The organism is Algoriphagus hitonicola (assembly GCF_900113375.1).
In the GTDB taxonomy this organism is placed as follows: Bacteria; Bacteroidota; Bacteroidia; order Cytophagales; family Cyclobacteriaceae; genus Algoriphagus; species Algoriphagus hitonicola.
The window spans coordinates 31,316-49,598 of the sequence record NZ_FOPC01000007.1 but is presented as its reverse complement, the minus strand read 5'-3'; the positions used below and the strand labels follow the sequence as shown (position 1 = coordinate 49,598).

Annotated in this window: 18 protein-coding genes; 10 read left to right on the top strand and 8 right to left on the bottom strand. The window is 41.8% G+C overall.

Annotated elements, in window-relative coordinates:
- Positions 1-52: 52 nt before the first annotated feature.
- Positions 53-1,219: a hypothetical protein gene (locus tag BM043_RS10695; protein ID WP_092791504.1), complete on the top strand. Its 1,167-nt coding sequence runs from the start codon at positions 53-55 to the stop codon at positions 1,217-1,219.
- 177 nt (positions 1,220-1,396) lie between these two features.
- Here BM043_RS10695 and BM043_RS10690 read toward each other — a convergent pair whose 3' ends face one another.
- Together BM043_RS10690 and BM043_RS10685 are read right to left on the bottom strand one after the other, a co-directional pair.
- Complete coding sequence (locus BM043_RS10690) at positions 1,397-2,272, bottom strand: lysylphosphatidylglycerol synthase transmembrane domain-containing protein (protein WP_092791503.1); 876 nt, start codon at positions 2,270-2,272, stop codon at positions 1,397-1,399.
- A 199-nt stretch (positions 2,273-2,471) separates the two neighbouring features.
- A complete protein-coding gene (locus BM043_RS10685) occupies positions 2,472-3,467 on the bottom strand; it encodes a glycosyltransferase family 2 protein (protein WP_092791798.1) in 996 nt (331 codons plus the stop codon).
- Positions 3,468-3,586: 119 nt separating this feature from the next.
- On the opposite strand from BM043_RS10685, the gene BM043_RS10680 reads away from it, so the two are divergent.
- A complete protein-coding gene (locus tag BM043_RS10680; RefSeq protein WP_092791501.1) occupies positions 3,587-5,269 on the top strand; it encodes an ArnT family glycosyltransferase in 1,683 nt (560 codons plus the stop codon).
- 23 nt (positions 5,270-5,292) lie between these two features.
- Here the strand turns inward: BM043_RS10680 and hpf are convergent, their stop codons facing one another.
- From hpf to rpsU, 3 genes are all read right to left on the bottom strand, one after another.
- Positions 5,293-5,598 carry a ribosome hibernation-promoting factor, HPF/YfiA family gene (gene hpf / locus BM043_RS10675; RefSeq protein ID WP_092791796.1) on the bottom strand — a complete coding sequence of 102 codons (306 nt, stop codon included), beginning with the start codon at positions 5,596-5,598 and terminating at the stop codon, positions 5,293-5,295.
- Positions 5,599-5,633: 35 nt separating this feature from the next.
- The gene (locus BM043_RS10670) at positions 5,634-6,518 is read right to left on the bottom strand and encodes a tyrosine-type recombinase/integrase (protein ID WP_092791794.1); all 885 of its coding nucleotides are present in this window, start codon (positions 6,516-6,518) and stop codon (positions 5,634-5,636) included.
- Positions 6,519-6,814: 296 nt separating this feature from the next.
- Complete coding sequence (gene rpsU / locus BM043_RS10665; protein ID WP_092791500.1) at positions 6,815-7,009, bottom strand: 30S ribosomal protein S21; 195 nt, start codon at positions 7,007-7,009, stop codon at positions 6,815-6,817.
- A 267-nt stretch (positions 7,010-7,276) separates the two neighbouring features.
- On the opposite strand from rpsU, the gene BM043_RS10660 reads away from it, so the two are divergent.
- Both BM043_RS10660 and BM043_RS10655 read left to right on the top strand, forming a co-directional pair.
- Complete coding sequence (locus BM043_RS10660; RefSeq protein WP_143189519.1) at positions 7,277-7,474, top strand: hypothetical protein; 198 nt, start codon at positions 7,277-7,279, stop codon at positions 7,472-7,474.
- 9 nt (positions 7,475-7,483) lie between these two features.
- Positions 7,484-8,614 carry a hypothetical protein gene (locus BM043_RS10655; protein WP_143189518.1) on the top strand — a complete coding sequence of 377 codons (1,131 nt, stop codon included), beginning with the start codon at positions 7,484-7,486 and terminating at the stop codon, positions 8,612-8,614.
- A gap of 110 nt (positions 8,615-8,724) precedes the next feature.
- Here BM043_RS10655 and atpC read toward each other — a convergent pair whose 3' ends face one another.
- Both atpC and atpD read right to left on the bottom strand, forming a co-directional pair.
- A complete protein-coding gene (gene atpC, locus BM043_RS10650; RefSeq protein ID WP_092791494.1) occupies positions 8,725-8,970 on the bottom strand; it encodes an ATP synthase F1 subunit epsilon in 246 nt (81 codons plus the stop codon).
- A gap of 65 nt (positions 8,971-9,035) precedes the next feature.
- Positions 9,036-10,538: a F0F1 ATP synthase subunit beta gene (gene atpD, locus BM043_RS10645; protein ID WP_092791492.1), complete on the bottom strand. Its 1,503-nt coding sequence runs from the start codon at positions 10,536-10,538 to the stop codon at positions 9,036-9,038.
- 312 nt (positions 10,539-10,850) lie between these two features.
- Here atpD and BM043_RS10640 point away from each other — a divergent pair, with 312 nt between their 5' ends.
- Genes BM043_RS10640 through BM043_RS10615 form a run of 6 tightly spaced genes read left to right on the top strand, consistent with a single transcriptional unit; the run spans position 10,851 to position 17,625 of the window.
- On the top strand, positions 10,851-11,720 hold the full coding sequence (locus BM043_RS10640) for a heme/hemin ABC transporter substrate-binding protein (protein ID WP_092791490.1): 870 nt from the start codon (positions 10,851-10,853) through the stop codon (positions 11,718-11,720).
- Positions 11,717-12,778 (top strand): FecCD family ABC transporter permease, encoded by a 1,062-nt coding sequence (locus BM043_RS10635; RefSeq protein ID WP_092791488.1) that lies wholly within the window; start codon positions 11,717-11,719, stop codon positions 12,776-12,778. The genes BM043_RS10640 and BM043_RS10635 overlap by 4 nt, the downstream gene beginning before the upstream one ends.
- The gene (locus BM043_RS10630) at positions 12,778-13,581 is read left to right on the top strand and encodes a heme ABC transporter ATP-binding protein (protein ID WP_092791486.1); all 804 of its coding nucleotides are present in this window, start codon (positions 12,778-12,780) and stop codon (positions 13,579-13,581) included. The genes BM043_RS10635 and BM043_RS10630 overlap by 1 nt, the downstream gene beginning before the upstream one ends.
- A 1-nt stretch (position 13,582) precedes the next feature.
- Positions 13,583-14,632: a hemin-degrading factor gene (locus tag BM043_RS10625; protein ID WP_092791484.1), complete on the top strand. Its 1,050-nt coding sequence runs from the start codon at positions 13,583-13,585 to the stop codon at positions 14,630-14,632.
- 43 nt (positions 14,633-14,675) lie between these two features.
- Positions 14,676-16,976, top strand: coding sequence for a TonB-dependent receptor (locus BM043_RS10620; protein WP_092791482.1), 2,301 nt, complete (start codon positions 14,676-14,678; stop codon positions 16,974-16,976).
- A 40-nt stretch (positions 16,977-17,016) separates the two neighbouring features.
- On the top strand, positions 17,017-17,625 hold the full coding sequence (locus BM043_RS10615; RefSeq protein WP_092791480.1) for an HmuY family protein: 609 nt from the start codon (positions 17,017-17,019) through the stop codon (positions 17,623-17,625).
- Between the two features lie 55 nt (positions 17,626-17,680).
- Here the strand turns inward: BM043_RS10615 and BM043_RS10610 are convergent, their stop codons facing one another.
- Positions 17,681-18,184, bottom strand: a complete 504-nt coding sequence (locus tag BM043_RS10610; protein ID WP_092791792.1) for a C40 family peptidase — start codon at positions 18,182-18,184, stop codon at positions 17,681-17,683.
- Between the last annotated feature and the right edge of the window lie 99 nt (positions 18,185-18,283).

The window sequence follows — 18,283 nt, the reverse complement described above, 5'->3', positions numbered from 1 at the left end:
ATTCCTTGTCCCCTCCAAAATGGAGGGGACATTATTATTAAATCAAACCATTATGAAGCTAAAACTAAGAAGTTTACTTCCCTTTTTTCTACATTTCTTTTTGATATTATCCTGTAATGTAAAGAACTCAAAGAATCTAGAAAACGAATCAAAAACTTCAATAAGTCTCACATTTTCAAAAGAAATAAAAATTGATCTATCCGATGGTTTCCCAAAACTCCAAGGAAACCCGCTCTTTTTCTCGGACAAAAATGGATCTTATTTCTTCATTCAAAAACATAAAGGAATTGGAACTTTTGATTTGGAAAAAGGTGGAAATCCGATTTCAATTTTAAAATTAGAAGAAATCGAAAATTTTAGAGGAAATACTTCTACGGGCCAAAACCAATTTATTCCCTATTCAAAAGACGGCTTTATTTATTTCGATCGAAGAAATGACGAAATCTATCTTTTGGAAAACTCAAGAATCGTAGCAAGTCAAAAACTATCGAGGTTATTCGAAAACGAACCAAAACCATTATCAGGCTTTCTTAAGTCAGCCGTCAAAACCGAAAAATTGGTTACATCTTTAAATATGGCAGAAAAATACGGAGGACCGCCCTATACTTATGGAGCACTAGCTAATACTTTTGGAATTTTTGATCAAGATCTTCGTGAATTCCAATCGACCTTGCCTCTTCCAGATAAATACCTTGGTAAAAAGGTGAATATCTATGATCTACTCATTACTATGGATTATAATCAAAATACAAAAGAATACATTATCAATTTTCCTATTTTGGACAGTTTAATATTCACAAAAGACTTCAAGTATTACAATAAAATTTCAGCCTCCCCGAAGCAAAATTTTGTCAATTTGGAGAAACGGACTGGGGAAAATGTAGGGGAATGGAGTAAGGAATATTACACAGAAAACACTTTTTTCACAGTTTATTATGATCCTTATCGAGATCTATACATAAGACATTATCGCGAAGCAATTTCAGAAAGTGAATTTGAGTCTTTAAAATCAAATTCTTTTAAAATGCTGGACTCTAAAAACAAAAACTATCTTTTATTTCTTGACCGAAACGGAAAGCAGTTTCATACGATGGATGTATCGGAATTCAATCATCTATATGTCCACTTTGGAAAAGAAGGAATGTATATACTGAATGATACTGAACTTGAAAATGAAGATTCGCTTACCTTTAGCTTGTTCACCATTGAGAGAAAATAAGGTTTCTAAAAGCATTCCTTTTTTTGTAAAATTTCAGTCAGTCCAATAGCACTTGCTGGAAAATCCGCCATTAATTCTTCAAGTCTATGAAAAAGCAATCGTTTAATCATCCTTGTAGATTTAAAATCACATTTTAAATCTACAAGGATGATTTTTATAAAAGATATTGAAAAACAGCTACTTATGATTTTTTTCCATATCAACTTTGACAAAAGCCCCAACCAAAGAAACCCCTGCTGTAATCAGAAAAAAGATCAAGCTGAAAGCCACCGCAGCGGTCTCTTCAATTCCCGCGTATTGATGCGCATAGACAAAGACGAGTTCACGCGCTCCCACTCCCCCAATCGTCAGCGGAAGGACAGCCACAATTGAAGAAAGCAAAAATACCAGTTGATAGGCTAGGATTTTCTCATTGATCCCCAAAGCCATCAAAATAAACCAGGCACAAATCAGTTGTGTAATCTGCCCAGCAAAAGACCAAGCATTTGCCGACCAAAAGGAAGGCAAAAAGTCACGAAAAAGAAACTTTTGAATCAGCCAAAATACAGGAATCGTCAGCATCAATCCGAAAATCATCAGCATATTCCATAGGTTAGTCTCCAAAAAATCCAGTTCTACCTCCACGATCAGAAACAGGCCAAAAAGCAAAAACATAATTGCCACCAAGCCACCTAGCCGATCCAGCAACGCGGCTTGGAGTAACTTTTTGACTGTGGTTTTGAATTGCTTATTGAGCAAATACACTTTATATCCATCTCCTCCGATTCCTCCGGGCAGAAACAAATTGTAAAACATGCCGACCAAATACAGTCGAAGGTTTAGCTTTTCGGAAAGAATGAGTCCGATATTCTTAAAATACTGATTCAGCCGAACAGCCGTAGCCACTTTACTTAACATAAAAAACAAAACCGCAGGAATCAGCCAAACCCATTGAATGGTTTTTACCAGTTCAAAAAGTTGTTTGGTATCGATTTTCCGAAAAACCAGATACAATGCTAATCCTGTCAGGATCAGTTTAAGCAGGGTTTTGAGCTGGTTTTTGTATTGGGTCAAAAGAGGATGATTGGTTATTAGTTATTTCGGTCTTCAAAAGGGCTTCGACTCCAGTCACCCTGAGTCTTAAATATTCTTCGAACATACAAAAAGGAGATGACGAAAATTATGGTTTGAATCAAATTTTTGGTCAGGCTGAGCACTTGAGAGACGAGAGTCTCGAAATCGAAGGGTCAGGCTGACCTAAACTATACTTCAGTTATCCTGCTTCTCCAGAAGCAGGATTTGCACTATTTTCTTCCTTAGCTTCCTGCTTTTTCCCTTCAAAAACCGACCTGATCGTATATGTCTTCTTGTTCTGCGATTCGAAATATGTTCGAACGATGATCTCTGCAATAATCCCCGTGGTGATCAATTGAATCCCTCCCAAAATCAAAATAAAGCCCAAAATCATAATCGGCCTGCCCCAAATATCCTCTCCGAAAATTTTCAGAATCAGCAAATACACATTGATCAAAGCGCCCAAAAAGAACGAAATCAGACCCAATCCGCCGAACAAATGAATCGGGCGCTGAAAATATTTCTGAAAAAAAAGCATTAAGATCAAATCTGCCAGCACCTTGAAGGTTCGGCTCAATCCATACTTGGAAGTCCCATGAATCCGGGGATGATGCTTCACATCCACTTCTGTCATTTTTGCCCCTTGCTGCTTGGCCAACACCGGAATAAAACGGTGGAGCTCGCCATACAAGCCCATATTTTGTGCGATTTCAGCCTTGTATACCCGAAGCGTGCAACCATAATCATTCAGATAGACTTTGGTGGTATTTCGGATTACCCAATTGGCGATTTTGGAGGGGAATTTCCGAAGGACAAATCCATCCTTTCGCTTGGCCCGTCTTCCGGCGACTACATCCCATTCTTCAGTTTCAGCCTTCTTCAACATGGCGGGAATATCGGTGGGATCATTTTGTAAATCTCCGTCCATCGTGGCAATGTATTCACCCCTTGCCATATCAATTCCCGCGGCAAGAGCGGTAGTCTGTCCGTAGTTTTTATTAAAGATGATCAGCTTGGTACGCTCATTGGCGTATTTTTTCACCTCTGCTACTGTCGTATCTGTAGAGCCGTCCTCCACTAGAATAATTTCATAATCGATGGTCTCCAGTGCCGCATAGGTTTGTGCTAAAAGTGGCTGAATATTTTCTTCTTCATTGTAAACCGTGATGACGACGGAGATTTTTGGCTGGCTCATGGAATAAAATTTCGTCAAAAATACTTTAAAATCCATCGAGGGACAAAAAAGGATGTCAAAGCTCCTTAAATCGCTAGAATTTTAGTCCTTCAATTTTTAAGATCGGCTTATCTTTACGCATGCTTTTGTCCCAGTCTACCCCACTCAAAATCAATCCATGGATACTGATGGGTGTTTTTGTGCTTTTGGTAGGGCCTTTTACCTTGGATTTTCACATGCACTATCCCGATGAAATCTATTATCGGGATGCTGCCATCCGCATGCTCCAAAACGGGGATTACTTGACTACCTATCTGGGAAATGGCGAATTACGCTTCAAAAAACCCATTCTGACTTATTGGTCTGTACTAGCAGGTTTCAAACTTTTCGGGGTGAATGCCTTTGCCTCCCGAATTTTCTTTTTGCTGGCTGGTGCTATTACGGTAGGATTGACACATCGAATGGGTCGAATTTTATTCGAAGATCGAAAAGTTGCTGACATTTCGGCCTTGATTATGGCATCCAATCCGGTTTTGATTTTATCGGCAGGCAGGTCCATACCAGATGTACTTTTGGTCATGACCTTGGCGATCGCTTCCCTTGGCATTGTCGCATTGCTCAAGCATGGAGATTCTGCTCCAAAATGGGCCGTTTGGTCGCTTTATTTGGGTTTGGCATTGGCTTTCGAAGTCAAAGGTCTTCCCGCGGCAGCCTTGGGAATTTTGGCCATACTTTATCTCTTGTTGAATCCTTGGCAGCGGATTCATTGGAAAAAAATCCTTCATCTACCTGCTATTCTGGTCAGTTTATTCATCGCCCTCTTTTGGTTTGTTGCCATGTGGCAAATCCACGGACCGACCTATTTCGCAAGTTTCTTGGAGGATCAGGTCGGAGTTCGGGTGGCTTCCCGGGTTTGGTTGATCGTTCAAAACGGGATTTTAGCCACAGCGGTCTTGCTATTGATATTCATTCCCTGGATTATTTTCCCTTTGGGAAAGCTCAGAGAAGGAATCATAAGAATCAGCCGGGAAAATCCCCAATTTCTGGGTTTTATTATCCTTTGGGGATTAGCTATTTTAGGAATGAGTGCCATGACCAGTAAATTTTACGAGCGATATCTCCTGCCTGTAGCTCCGGTTTTGGCTATTGGTTTGGGTTGGTTTTTAGTTCGGATTGATCTAGAGCACAAAACCCGGGGACAAAAAATTGCCGCTTGGATTTTTGTTTTGTTGTCGGCGTTGATTTGGGGAGTTTCGATGTGGTTATTTTTCAAGAGTCCCGTAGAGGCAATGACTGGAATAAAGCTATTTCTGGGAGCTTTGATTCTGATTTATTTGGTTTCACTAATTCGTCGGCGGATCAAATTTCCAAAAGTGATCGCTTATGCATTTTTATCCATTTTTCTTTTGCTCAGTACGATTACAGATCATCTTTCCTTTCCACATCAGGGGGAGCAGTTTAGAAAATCTTCACGCGAAAAATCTATCAATTCGAATAGCCCGGTGGCTTTTTTCGGAAATCTCCATGTAGGAAGCAAAATTCGAATGAGTCTCTATCCTGAGGTAGATTTGATTGATTTGAAGCGGGAAGATTGGAAATCTGAATTGGAAAATTATGATCAAATCATTACAGAAGATCATTTTTTGCAAGAAATAGACCGGAATCAATTCGAGCTTATATCTGAATCTATCAACGGAAAATCCAGTGCAATCCCATCACTGCTGTTGACCTTGGGAACAGAGGATTATCAGAAGGTACTCGGGAAAAATGCCAAACGCTATATTTGGCTGAAACGAAAAAGCCCCCGATCTCTCGGAGGCTAAAAGACTTATAAAAGCTTTGGGGTTTACTGTTTGGCCAAAACCACTTTCTCTTTGTACTTTTTGATCTGTCGTCTCAATCCTTCTATAGCTTCGTCTGCTGCAGCTTCAAAAGAATCTGATTGACTCTTGGCAAAAAACTGCTTACCGGGAACGTTCAATTTGATCTCAAGAAGTTTGTTTTCATTCTTTTCGTTTTTATCCAGTCTCATAAAAACTTCCCCATCTATGATTTGATCGTAATAAGTCTCTAGTTTGTCGGCTTTTCTCTGAATGAAATCGATCAGCTTTTGGTCAGCGTCGAAATGGATTGAGTGCATCTGCAGTTTCATTTTCTTTTGCATTTAGTGGTTGAACAATCTATTAATTATGCTTTAGGATGTGCCTGTTCGAACACAGCCTTCAGTTTTTCCATGGAGTTATGCGTATAGACTTGGGTAGCTGCCAAACTGGCGTGACCAAGCAAATCTTTTACCGCATTGAGATCTGCTCCCTTATTCAGCAGATGGGTGGCAAAGGTATGCCGGAGGACGTGAGGGCTTCGCTTGCTGGTCTGAGCAAATCGATCTAAATACTTCCTCACAATCCGATAAATCATCATGGGATAGCTTTTCTTTCCCGTATTACTGACAATAAAATAGGAACTTTGCGGGGTATTTGAAAACCTTTCTTCATATACTTTTTGATAAGAAATAATATTCTGCAAGAGTCCTTTTGAAAGCGGAATTATTCGTTCTTTCTTTCGTTTTCCGAAGACTTTTACCTGATCTTGGTGCAGATCGAGGTCAGCCCATTTGAGTCCGATCAACTCTGACAATCGGATTCCTGTCAGGTATAAAAACTCCAAAATCATCCGATCCCGCTGGCCTTCAAAACCTACTTCGTAAACGTCTTCATTTAAAACGTCCTGAATGCTGCTTTCCTGTAAAAATTCGGGGAGTTTCTTCGGATTTTTAAGGGATTTTAACTTATAGGTGGGATCAGTTTTTACTAAGTCACTGCGCATTAGAAACTTATAATAAGAGCGCAAAGTGGCTAGTTTCCGATTGACAGAGGTAGTGCTCATACCCTGCTCGACCAGGTCAATAATCCAGGCCCGAATCTCAGCATGTTCGGCTTTTTCGGGTTGAGATTTTTCAAAGGAAAGCTCCAAAAACTCAGCAAATTGATTCAAATCCCGCTCATAAGCCTCCACGGTATGCGGGCTGCTTCGCTTTTCAAACTGTAAATAGCTGATAAATGAGGGGATCATTTTGTCTTGGTTTGTGAAATGAAGATACATCAAAAATCCCAAGTATTTTGATGACAAAAGTCACAAGAAGAGATGAAATCGAACATAGCTTATATTCGGTACACATGGGTATGATTAGTATCTGAGCGATTCCATCTGACCGATAAAGCAAAAACAACTGATCAATTAGAGTCGTTTCAAAAAAAGTAACGAAACTAAAAAAAGGCAATAGAGCTAAACGTAATTTTAATCCTCCTTAACGAAAAAAGCAGCTACTCTTTCGAATAGCTGCTGCTCTATTTTTATTCTAAACTGGATTACTTCGCGTCTTCAGTCTGAAGTTTTTGCTTGTAAGCCGCTTTGATTACCTGATCTCTTCTTTTGACGGAAGGTTTGGTGAAAGCCTGACGGGCTCTGAGTTCGCGAACCGCACCGGTTTTGTCAAACTTCTTTTTGAAGCGCTTTAGCGCTTTTTCGATGGATTCGTTCTCTTTTACGTTTACTATGATCATGTATATACACCCCCTTTCGTGGGGCAAAGGTAGGGAAATAATTTTATAATTATAATATTGGGAAATTAAAAGTGTGAATCCTCAGAATGATGTCAATAAGCTAATTTCTACGGTTTAAAGGGATAAAAACCAACTTCCTGCACTTAAAATAAATTTCTACCCAAAATTTTAACTGAATTATGTTGGATAGATAAGATACCTTTCCCACTTTTAGATCAAAGCTGGCTTTTTTAATTCTTTCTTTTCACTTCATAAACAACTAAAAAGATGAAGAAAACAATGATTTTAGCCCTTGCCGTATTAGGTATGGTATTGGGCAGCTTGGGAACTACTCAACAAGCTAGAGCGGCCGAAGATTGTGAATTTGTCGGCTCCGACCAATATGACTGCGAAACATATCTTTGTCCAAGCGGATGCATCATCGTGGTATGTCCTGAGCAGGAAGCCTCATTGGAATGTGAATAATAAAGGTATATGAAAATAGTTCAATATGCTTTTATTATAATTATGATCTGGGCTTGTGGAGAAAAAGCGGAACTTCAACTTAATTCTCCGCAAATCCTAGATCTGGTTATTTTAGATTCTTTAGAAATTAAAGAATCTAATGGTTTTCTTACAAGGCCTTCAAATGCCACACTTATCAACGATACCCTAATGGGAATTGAGAGTTTCAATAGTCAGGGGATTTGGGTAATAGACCTTCGAAGTGGAAAAGAAGTAGCTTCTGTATTAAGTGATAAAGAAAACGGAATCAATTTTAGACCGACTAAAACTGAATGGAGAGAATATCCTATCATTTATGTTTTCGACGGGTTCACAAAAAAAATACATCAGTTTGATGTATCAAAAACCAAGGGGTCTGGCTATCGGCATATTAATTCTATCACGCTGAATCCTCCTGAAAATATCAGATTCAAACCCTTGATGTTGGCCATATTTTTTAAAGAAAACAATAGGTTTTATCTAGAGCACTCAACAAATGAGGTTTCATTTACTTCGAATCAATACTATAAATTAACCAAGGATTTGATAGGGTCTTATGATCTGGAAGGAAAGCACATTAAGAGTTTTTTAAAATTTCCAGATGAATTATTGGAACAACAAAAATTCATATATCCTGGAAAAATTGTCAGCTCATCTTATCCTTTTCAAGATACGTTAACGGTAACATTTCCATTCACAAAAGAAATCAATACCATTTCACTCAATGACCTTACTAAAGCAAACCAAAAAATCAAATTTCCTGAAAGCCTACATTTTAACTATGATATTCCTTATTTGGAAAAAGAAGTTGACAACACAGTTGGGGCACCAAAAAATGAACCAAAGCCTGATTATTTCGGGGATGTAATTCAAGGGCAAGATGGATATATTTTACAATCATTTATCAAAAAAGAGCCCGAATCTATTGGCTATCAGACCCATATAATGAAATACAATCGATTAAAAAAATATTGGAGTGAGACCAAAAATACATTCGACTTTTTATCCATTGGTTTACTTTCTGGAATAAAAAATGACACGCTTTATTTTGTAGAGGCAAGTATGGTCAATAAAGATCAAAAATACATCAAACGCGCAGTGCTTAGAGCGGTAGATGATTAAGGCATTTTTACCTTTTCCAAAGTTTTGAACTTTGGAAAAGGTATCCTCAAAAACCCAAAAAGTCCAACCCGAACGAGTTGGACTTTTGTTTTATTTTCTATTTATCTGCTTTATCCGACCACCTTTTCGGCCAAAACTACGATAACATTATTTTTTACTTCCACTACTCCACCGTCTACGATCATGGATTGCTTTCCTTCCGGAGTAGTAAAGGAAACAGTTCCCTTTGCCAAAGCCGAAACAATGGGCGCGTGATTATTGAGAACCTGAAAGGCACCATTCGCTCCGGGAAAGCTGGCTTCCGAAACTTCTCCTTCAAACACCTTCTTGTCTGGTGTGACGATTTCTAATTGCATGCTCATTTGATTTTAATCGGCTACTCAATCGATATCAAGCAGCCTAAAGATTTAAGCTTCGCTGATTATTTGACGTCAGCCAACATTTTCTCTCCCTTGGCAATTGCATCTTCGATGCTTCCCACCAAGTTGAAGGCACCTTCAGGCAAGTGATCAAGCTCTCCATCCATGATCATGTTGAATCCTTTGATGGTATCCTTGATATCCACAAGTACCCCTTTCAAGCCGGTAAATTGCTCGGCTACGTGGAAAGGCTGAGAAAGGAATCGCTGCACTCGTCTAGCCCGGTGAACGACCATTTTATCTTCTTCAGAAAGTTCTTCCATACCCAGGATCGCAATGATATCCTGCAATTCTTTGTAGCGCTGAAGAATCTCCTTTACACGCTGCGCGCAGCCATAATGCTCTTCACCCAAAATATCCGGAGAAAGAATTCGAGAAGTTGAATCCAAAGGATCCACCGCTGGATAAATTCCCAATTCGGCGATTTTACGAGAAAGTACTGTAGTCGCATCCAAGTGGGCAAAAGTCGTGGCCGGAGCCGGGTCAGTCAAGTCATCGGCAGGCACGTAAACCGCCTGTACCGAGGTGATAGACCCATTTTTAGTCGAAGTAATTCGTTCTTGCATGGCACCCATTTCGGTCGCCAATGTAGGCTGGTATCCTACCGCAGACGGCATACGTCCAAGAAGTGCGGACACTTCAGATCCTGCTTGGGTAAATCGGAAGATGTTGTCAATAAAGAATAGAATATCCTTACCAGCACCGTCACCTTCCCCATCACGATAGTATTCTGCCAACGTCAATCCGGTTAAGGCCACTCGAGCACGTGCCCCAGGAGGCTCGTTCATCTGACCAAACACAAACGTCGCTTTAGACTCTTCTAATTTTTTCAAATCTACTTTAGAAAGATCCCATCCTCCTTCAGTTTCCAAACTGTGAATGAAATCTTCTCCATAAGTCACAATCCCGGATTCGATCATTTCACGAAGCAAGTCATTTCCCTCACGGGTACGCTCACCCACACCGGCAAATACAGACAGACCTGAATAAGCCTTTGCAATGTTGTTGATCAATTCCTGAATCAAAACGGTTTTTCCTACACCGGCACCACCGAACAATCCAATTTTACCCCCTTTTGCATAAGGTTCGATCAAATCGATTACCTTAATTCCGGTGTAAAGCACTTCGGTAGAAGTCGAAAGATCTTCGAATTTAGGAGCAGATCGGTGGATAGGAAGACGCTTTCCAGCAGGAACCTGCGGAAGCCCGTCAATTGCCTCACCTACTACATTGAAAAGACGTCCTTTGATCGCCTCCCCGGTAGGAACAGAAATAGGCTGACCTAGGTCTTTTACTTCCATGCCGCGAACCATCCCCTCGGATGAATCCATTGCAATAGTTCTTACTCGGTCTTCACCAAGGTGCTGCTGAACCTCCATCACGACTACTTGGCCGTTTTCTTTGGTTACTTCCAGCGCGTCAAGGATGTTGGGTAGTTTTCCGCCGTCGAAGGCAACGTCCACTACGGGCCCAATTACCTGGGTTATCTTTCCAATATTTGCCATTTGATTGTATGAAATGTAAAAAGGATGTCTTTTTGAATTCGAGCGCAAAATTAATCAATAAAGACTAATACCAAAGGATATTTGGAAAATTAAAGCTCGATTTCTATGGATTCCCCTTCTGACTATCAATTTCTAAGCCTCAAGCCAATTTCCTTTTAAACATTATAGTGGTCCTCCTATTGAGTAAGTCGATTTTTAGCCAAATCAATCAGAATTAATGATGATCTAAATCAGAAAATTTGATTAATTTTTATTTGGATTGATTCTAATTAGGTATAGATTTGCATCGTTATTTCAATTCAATCTAAATAAATGAAGCGACTTGTTTTTCTATTCTTCTTGATTTTATCTGCATCCTGTGGCACTTCCGAGGAAGCAAAATCCAAGGCTAGCCAAGAGCGGAGAATCATTACCGCAGGAGGAACGATCAGTGAAATCGTGGCTGCACTTGGCCTTCAGGATCAAATCACCGCAACTGACAGGACCTCTACTTTTCCAGCAGAATTGCAGGAACTTCCCAGTATAGGTTACCGGAATCAAATTAAAGCTGAAGGAATCCTTTCACTCAACCCCTCCCTGGTTCTAATCGAAGAAGGCTATCTTAATCAGGAAGTCATAGATCAACTCCAGTCTGCGAAAATCGAAATCCAACAGTTTCAAAAGCCTAGCTCTGCCGAGGAAACGCTGGTCATGATAGAGGCTGTCTCCAATTTTTTTGACCTAAAAGAAAAAGGTGACTCTATTATTTCTTCAGTAAAAAAAGATCTGCAAAAATTAGAGGAATATAAACAAGCATCTACCAATTCAGGCACTGCGCTTTTTGTAATGGCAAGAGGTCCGGAATCTCTTTTTATGGCCGGAAAAGGAAGTTTTGCCACGGCTATGTTTGATTTGGCAGGAGTCAATTCGGTAGCCGCCGATTTCGAAAACTTTGTTCCGCTCACGCCGGAAGCTCTGATCGCTATGAATCCTGATCACATCGTTCTCTTTGAGTCAGGGCTCGAAAGCCTGGGGGGAAAAGCGGGGTTAAATAAAATAGCTGGAATGACAGAAACTATCGCTTTCCAAAAAGATCAAATCCTAGCCTTGGATGGCCTCTATATTTCAGGGTTTGGCCCTCGGGTTGGAAATGCCGCGTTGGATTTGGCTAAGGCCATGCGAACTCCAAAGACTACTCCATGATCCTATCGAGTACCATAGCGAAAAGTAAATATAATGGAATCGTCCTGACCGGGATGAGTATGGGCTTGCTTATCATCGGCATCCTCTCCTTATCAGCTGGAGCCTATTCTATTTCATTTTCACAAACTATACAGATATTGTTGGATCAAGTCGGGCTTGCAAGCCAAGAAATCAATACGAGTGCCTCCAATGTCTTGCTCCAAATCAGATTACCACGTATTCTGATTGCTACGCTTATCGGCGGAGGATTGGGTATTTCAGGAGCAGCACTTCAGGGGATGTTTCGTAATCCTCTCGTGGAGCCAGGCCTCATTGGAGTCAGTAGCGGAAGTGCACTTTTCGCCGTGATTTTTATCGTTTTCTTCTCTCAGCTACTGAATAATTTCCCTTTAATCAATCAACTAGGACTTCCGCTTTTTGCATTCATCGGGGGATTGATAAATGTGTTGGCTGTTTACCGATTATCAAGAGGTCAGGGCAAAACCGATACGGCCACGCTGATCCTAGCCGGAGTGGCGATCAATGCACTAGCGGGTTCTTTGATAGGGCTATCCTTATTTTTTGCAGACGATTCTGCACTTCGCAGTTTTACATTCTGGAGTTTAGGGGACTTAGGATCATCGTCCTGGACCAAATTCCCAACGGCACTTCTATTAATCGGTCTTCCGGCCATTTTGCTTTTGACCGAGGCAAGAAACCTCAACGCCCTTTCACTTGGCGAGCGGGAAGCTTTCCACATGGGCATATCTATTCAGCGGGTCAAGCTTCGGCTTTTGATCCTATCAGCACTCATTGTAGGTATAGGGGTTTCTATCGCGGGTATGATTGGTTTTGTAGGTTTAGTGGTTCCTCATTTGATCCGGATTGGATTTGGTGCCAATCACCGGATCGTCTTACCGGCTTCATTTTTATTGGGGGCCATTTTGCTCAATCTTGCTGACTTGATCGCACGGACGGCCGTAGCTCCCGCCGAATTACCAATTGGCGTATTGACAGCACTTATCGGAACACCATTCTTTATTTGGCTCATCTTCAAACTTAACCTGTCAAAAAACTAATGCTACAAGCCACACATATTCACTTTTGTATTCGGCAGCGACCGATCGTCCGTGAAGCGAGCATGGAGGTGAAGCCTGGGGAAATCATGGCGATATTGGGCCCAAATGGAGCAGGAAAATCCACACTTTTCAGACTTTTGGCGGGAGAGCTCAAATGCACACGGGGGAAAATTAATTACAATGGAGCCTCGATTGAAGGCCTTAAACCCAAAGAACTTGCTACAGTCCGTGCCGTGATGCCACAGCATTCTACTGTTAATTTTCCTTTTACAGCCCAAGAAGTCATCGAATTGGGAAATAGCAGCCATCAAGCTTCACACCCGGAGAAAAATCTCCAAGAGGTGATGAAACTAACTCAAACCAGCTTTTTCAAAGATTCTCTCTATCAGAACCTTTCGGGAGGTGAAAAACAGCGCGTTCAACTGGCTCGGGTCCTCTTGCAGATCTGGGAGAAAAAACCCTTTCCGAGATATCTCCTGTTGGACGAACCAACCTCAAGCTTGGATATTTCCCAGCAGCATTTGGTATTGAATATTCTCCAAAAGCTCAAAAACCAAAACATCGGCATTTTGGTCATCCTGCATGATTTGAATCTAGCGGCTCATTATGCAGACCGGATTGCCCTGCTCAAAGACGGCCAAGTTGCTGCTATTGGTAAAGTCAAAGAGGTTTTCAAAGAATCCCTACTCAGTGATGTTTTTGACCATCCCATTCGATTGATTCATCATTTAGAAAGCGACCAAGTCCTTGTCAGCAGCAATGAATTCTACAATTACCCATTGAAAACTACAAAACAAGCTTAATATGAATTCGACAATTTCATCAGCCAATACGCTTAAGCTATCCTGGGAGCAGCTTAAAAATCACGAGCCCAAACTCCGAATCCGGGATGCTGCCAAAAAGCTTGGCGTATCAGAAGCCGAGCTTTTAGGCACCGGATTGGGAGAAAACGTGATTCGCCTTTCTACTGATTTTGCAGAGCAAGTACAGAAATTTCCCAACCTCGGCAGAGTGATGGCCCTCACCCGAAACGAGGGTTGCGTACTGGAGCACAAAGGCACATTCCAAAAAATCAATCTACACGGCAGCATCCCCAATCAAATCGCCACAGTCATCGGTCCTATCGAACAACGCGTGTTTTTTCGATCTTGGAAATTCGGATTTGCAGTCCTGAACGATACGCCTCAAGGACCGAGATTCAGCCTTCAATATTTTGATAAATCAGGTGAAGCAGTAATGAAAGTCTTTCTCCAAGAAGATTCTGATTTTGATTTCTCTGAAAAATTGGTGGAAGCGCATCGCCACAGCGATCAAATTTCGGCACTTGAAACAGAACCTTTTGAAGCAGTAGATTACAGCTCACGGGAGGATTTAGACTTCAAAAGTTTTCAAAGCGACTGGGAAAACATGCAGGACACGCATGATTTTTTTGGAATGCTACGCAAATACAATCTCAATCGCCTCAACGCCGTGGAGTGGATCGATGATCGGTGGGCTTATGAAGTCGATCGGCTTTCAACGAGGAAAATCTTAGCATCCGCTTCAGCGACCCAACTGCCGATAATGATTTTCGCTGGCAACAAGGGGAATATTCAAATCCATCAGGGAAAGGTAAAAACCATCCGTCAAATGGGGGACTGGCTCAATGTCATGGATCCAGAATTCAATATGCACCTCAACGAGGCCGAAGTAGACCGCGCCTTTGTCGTGCACAAAAACACCTCAGAAGGATTGGTTTCTTCACTGGAGTTATTTGACCTCAATGGGGAAATGGTGGCCCAGTTTTTCGGCTTGCGGAAACCCGGTATTCCTCAAAAAACAGAATGGAAGGACTTATTGGATAGCTTAAACTAAACTCCAAACGGCGGAGGTAATTCTCCGCTTAAATTTTATCTCCATGTTTAGATTCAATCTAATTAAACTTATACTTCTCCTCTCATTTACAATTTCTGCCGAGGCCCTTGCGGCCATTCAGGGAGATGAAAAAATGATTTTGGATCAGCAGGGCAAACCTATACCCTTTGCTTTAGTCAAAGTAGATCAGCAAAAACCGATGCCCGTGGACCAAAGCGGGCAGATCCAAACGACAGTCTCAGGAGATCAAGTGATCATTTTTGCCATGGGTTACGAGACCATTAAGCTTTCTTGGGAAGAATGGGTAGCACTAGATGAGATTATCTTGGAAGAAAAAACCGAAAATCTAGATCAGGTAGTCGTGTCGGCCACCCGAACGGAACGAAGTGTCGAGGATCTTCCCATGCCGGTCACGGTTTTAAACTCTCAAAAAATTCAGGAAACGGGGGGAATGAGGCTCTCGGAAATCCTTCGTGAACAAACCGGTTTGCAGATTGCCTCAGACCATGGGGCTGGGTTGCAAATGCAGGGATTGGACTCGGATTACATTCTGATTTTGCTCGATGGAGAACCCCTCATCGGCCGAACTGCTGGTACATTTGATTTGGATCGAATCTCGGTTTCCAATATCGAACGAATTGAAATTCTCAGAGGTCCATCAAGTGCCATTTACGGCAGTGAAGCGATGGCCGGTGTGGTCAATATCATTACCAAAAACAACAAAGAACAAAGTCAAGCCACTGTCGCACTTCGTCATCGCTCTTTCAACAGTTGGAATCCTTCTTTGGAGGCAGGCATTACCCAAAAAAACTGGAGTTCGGATATCTTTATTGATCACTTCCGTACTGATGGCTTTGATCTGACCCCGGAGACTGTAGGACAAACTCAAAACCCTTATCAAGCGACTACTGGTCAACTTAAAATAAGAGGAAAAATTTCTCCAAAATTGGATTTGAGCCTTTTTGGACGAGGATATCTCGAAAACTCAACTGGTCAGCTCCAAATTGGTAGAGATGAAAACACCGAACTTTTGGACCTGTCCAATAACCGGGAAGATTTCAATTTTAATCCCACGCTCCGATTCAAGCCACATGAAAATTGGCTTTTTACCCTCCGGGGAATGAGTTCTTGGTTTACAACCCAATCCTCTTCACGATATCAATCAGATGGTTTGCTTTTTGACCAGCAGGATTTCAGCCAATTCTATCACCGTACAGAATTTCAGACGGATTATCAAATCCGCCCAAATCAACTGCTCACGCTAGGACTTGGTCAGCTTGTAGAAACAGTCGAAGCTACCCGATACGAGGATAAAAACCGATTTGACGCCGGCTACTTATTTCTTCAGCATCAATGGGATCCGGGGCAAAAAATTAATATCGTCTCTGGGCTTCGGGCCGATTTACACAGCCAATACGGGAAGCGCCTGAGCCCAAAAATCTCTGGTCAATATCGGATTTCAGACAAATTTAGCTGGCAGGCTTCGATTGGTGCGGGATTCAAAGCACCGGATTTCAGGCAGCTCCTTCTCAATTTCAATAATGCAGCATCCGGATATTATGTCTTTGGTGCTAATCTCGCCGAAGAGGGAATTGCCAGATTGGAAGAACAAGGCTTGGTTGCCCAAATCCTTTTTGCTCCGGAAAACCTAGGACAACTCCAAGCCGAAACTTCCTGGGCTCTTAACAGCGGATTTCGTTGGCAAATCCAAGAAAAAACATCTCTCCAACTCAATGCCTTCCGAAACACCATAGACAATTTGATCGAAGCCGCCCCAATCGCTCAACTAGTAACCGGCCAAAACGCCTTTTCCTATTTCAATATCCGAAGCGTAGTCACTCAGGGGATAGAGCTTGACGCCTCTTTCCAATTAGCTCCAAAGGTCAGCCTTAGTGCCGGATATGCCTTCCTGGACACCCGAGATCAGGAGGTGTTGGAAGGTATTGACAGTGGAGAATTCTTCAAGCGAAACAGTCAAAACCAAACTCAACGGGTAGTCCGAAGTGACTATGGCGGACTGTTCAATCGCAGTCGCCATAGTGGGAATTTTAAAATCAACTACCAAGAAAACCTTACCGGAACAAACTGGGCTCTTCGAGCAATATACCGGGGTAAGTTTGGATTTGCTGACCGAAATGGAAACCTGATTCTGGACGATAAAGGTGAATATGCCGATGGATGGGTGAGTCTGAATCTGACCGTTTCCAAAACTTTAGGCAAAGGAATATTTATCGAAGCTGGAGGCACCAATCTGCTCAATACAGCCACACCAGCACAACCCAACAATCCCGGAAGGGTTCTTTTCGTGGGAATGAAAGTCCCTTTAATACATGCAAACAATTAATCCTATCTCATAAATCAACAATTCAAAAAATAGTACACAAATGAAAACTATCCAAAAACTCCTGCTCTCCACCGCTTTTGCGCCGCTTCTATTTGCTTGCGAAAGCAACAACAATCCCGATCCAGTTATCCCACTTGAAGCCACTCTTGTCGAGGACCTAGCCGCTCCAAATGACGATATCGACCGAAGCACCGGAGAGATCCTGGAAGAGCGGCCTTTTCAATTTTTTAGTCTGGAGCAAAATTCCTTAGTCACTGAACAACAGGATTGGGATATTGCCTTCAAAGGGACCACTATCCGAGTCAACAGTACCAAAAATGTACAAGCTGCTGTGGTAAATGGGATTTTTGAAGAGATCACCGAAGTTCCGGCTAATGCCACATTCGAAAGTGATACCGAAACCAGTTTTGCTATTCCTACCGGAAGCGGCAATGGCTGGTACAATTACAATTCGGCTACTTTCACCGTTACGCCAATACCAGGTAGAGTTTTATTGGTCCAAACGGCAGATGGAAACTACACCAAAATCGAGATTCTCAGCTACTATCAGGGAAATCCTCCTGTGGAGGAGATTGACCCCAGAACTACCCCAAGCGGTTATTACACCTTTCGGTATCTTCTGCAGCCGGATGGCAGCACCCGTTTCTAATCAAAATCCGGGTCTAGTTTAATGGAAAGGAGCGCTTCGGTGCTCTTTTTTTGTATTATTCCAAAATTCGCCTGCCAAAAAGGAATGCCTTATTCCAATAGCGATTGCTTAAAAAATCCTCAGTTACCCCTAGGGAAGTGGAAGCGTGAATAAACCGAACATCACCCTGATCTATTTCGGTTACAATTCCGGCATGGGTGACTCGGTTTTTTCTTCTTCCCGTAGCAAAAAACAGAATATCCCCCGGTCTAAATTCCCGAGGACTGACTTTCTTTCCCATACGGGCCTGATCAGCTGATATTCGAGGCATCGTGACTCCCACTGAATAGTAGGCATGAAAGATCAAAGCCGAACAGTCTATTCCTGCTCGCGTAGTCCCTCCATATTTATAGGGAGTTCCAGTATATGATTTTGCCGTGGAAATGACATTGAAAACCGGATCGTCTTTGGATATTTTTTTGGACTTACAGGCTCCAAGAAATAGGATCAATACTCCTATGAGAAGTATTTTTGATTTGAAAATGGAATAAACCCTCACACCTGTAGAAAAATCCAACATGGAACCAATTTTAATGGGAAGACCGTTCAAATCCAAAGATTATTTACTTTTAGAAGACAAAATTATTTTCTGTTTCATTGATCCCTGATCTCCTTTTTC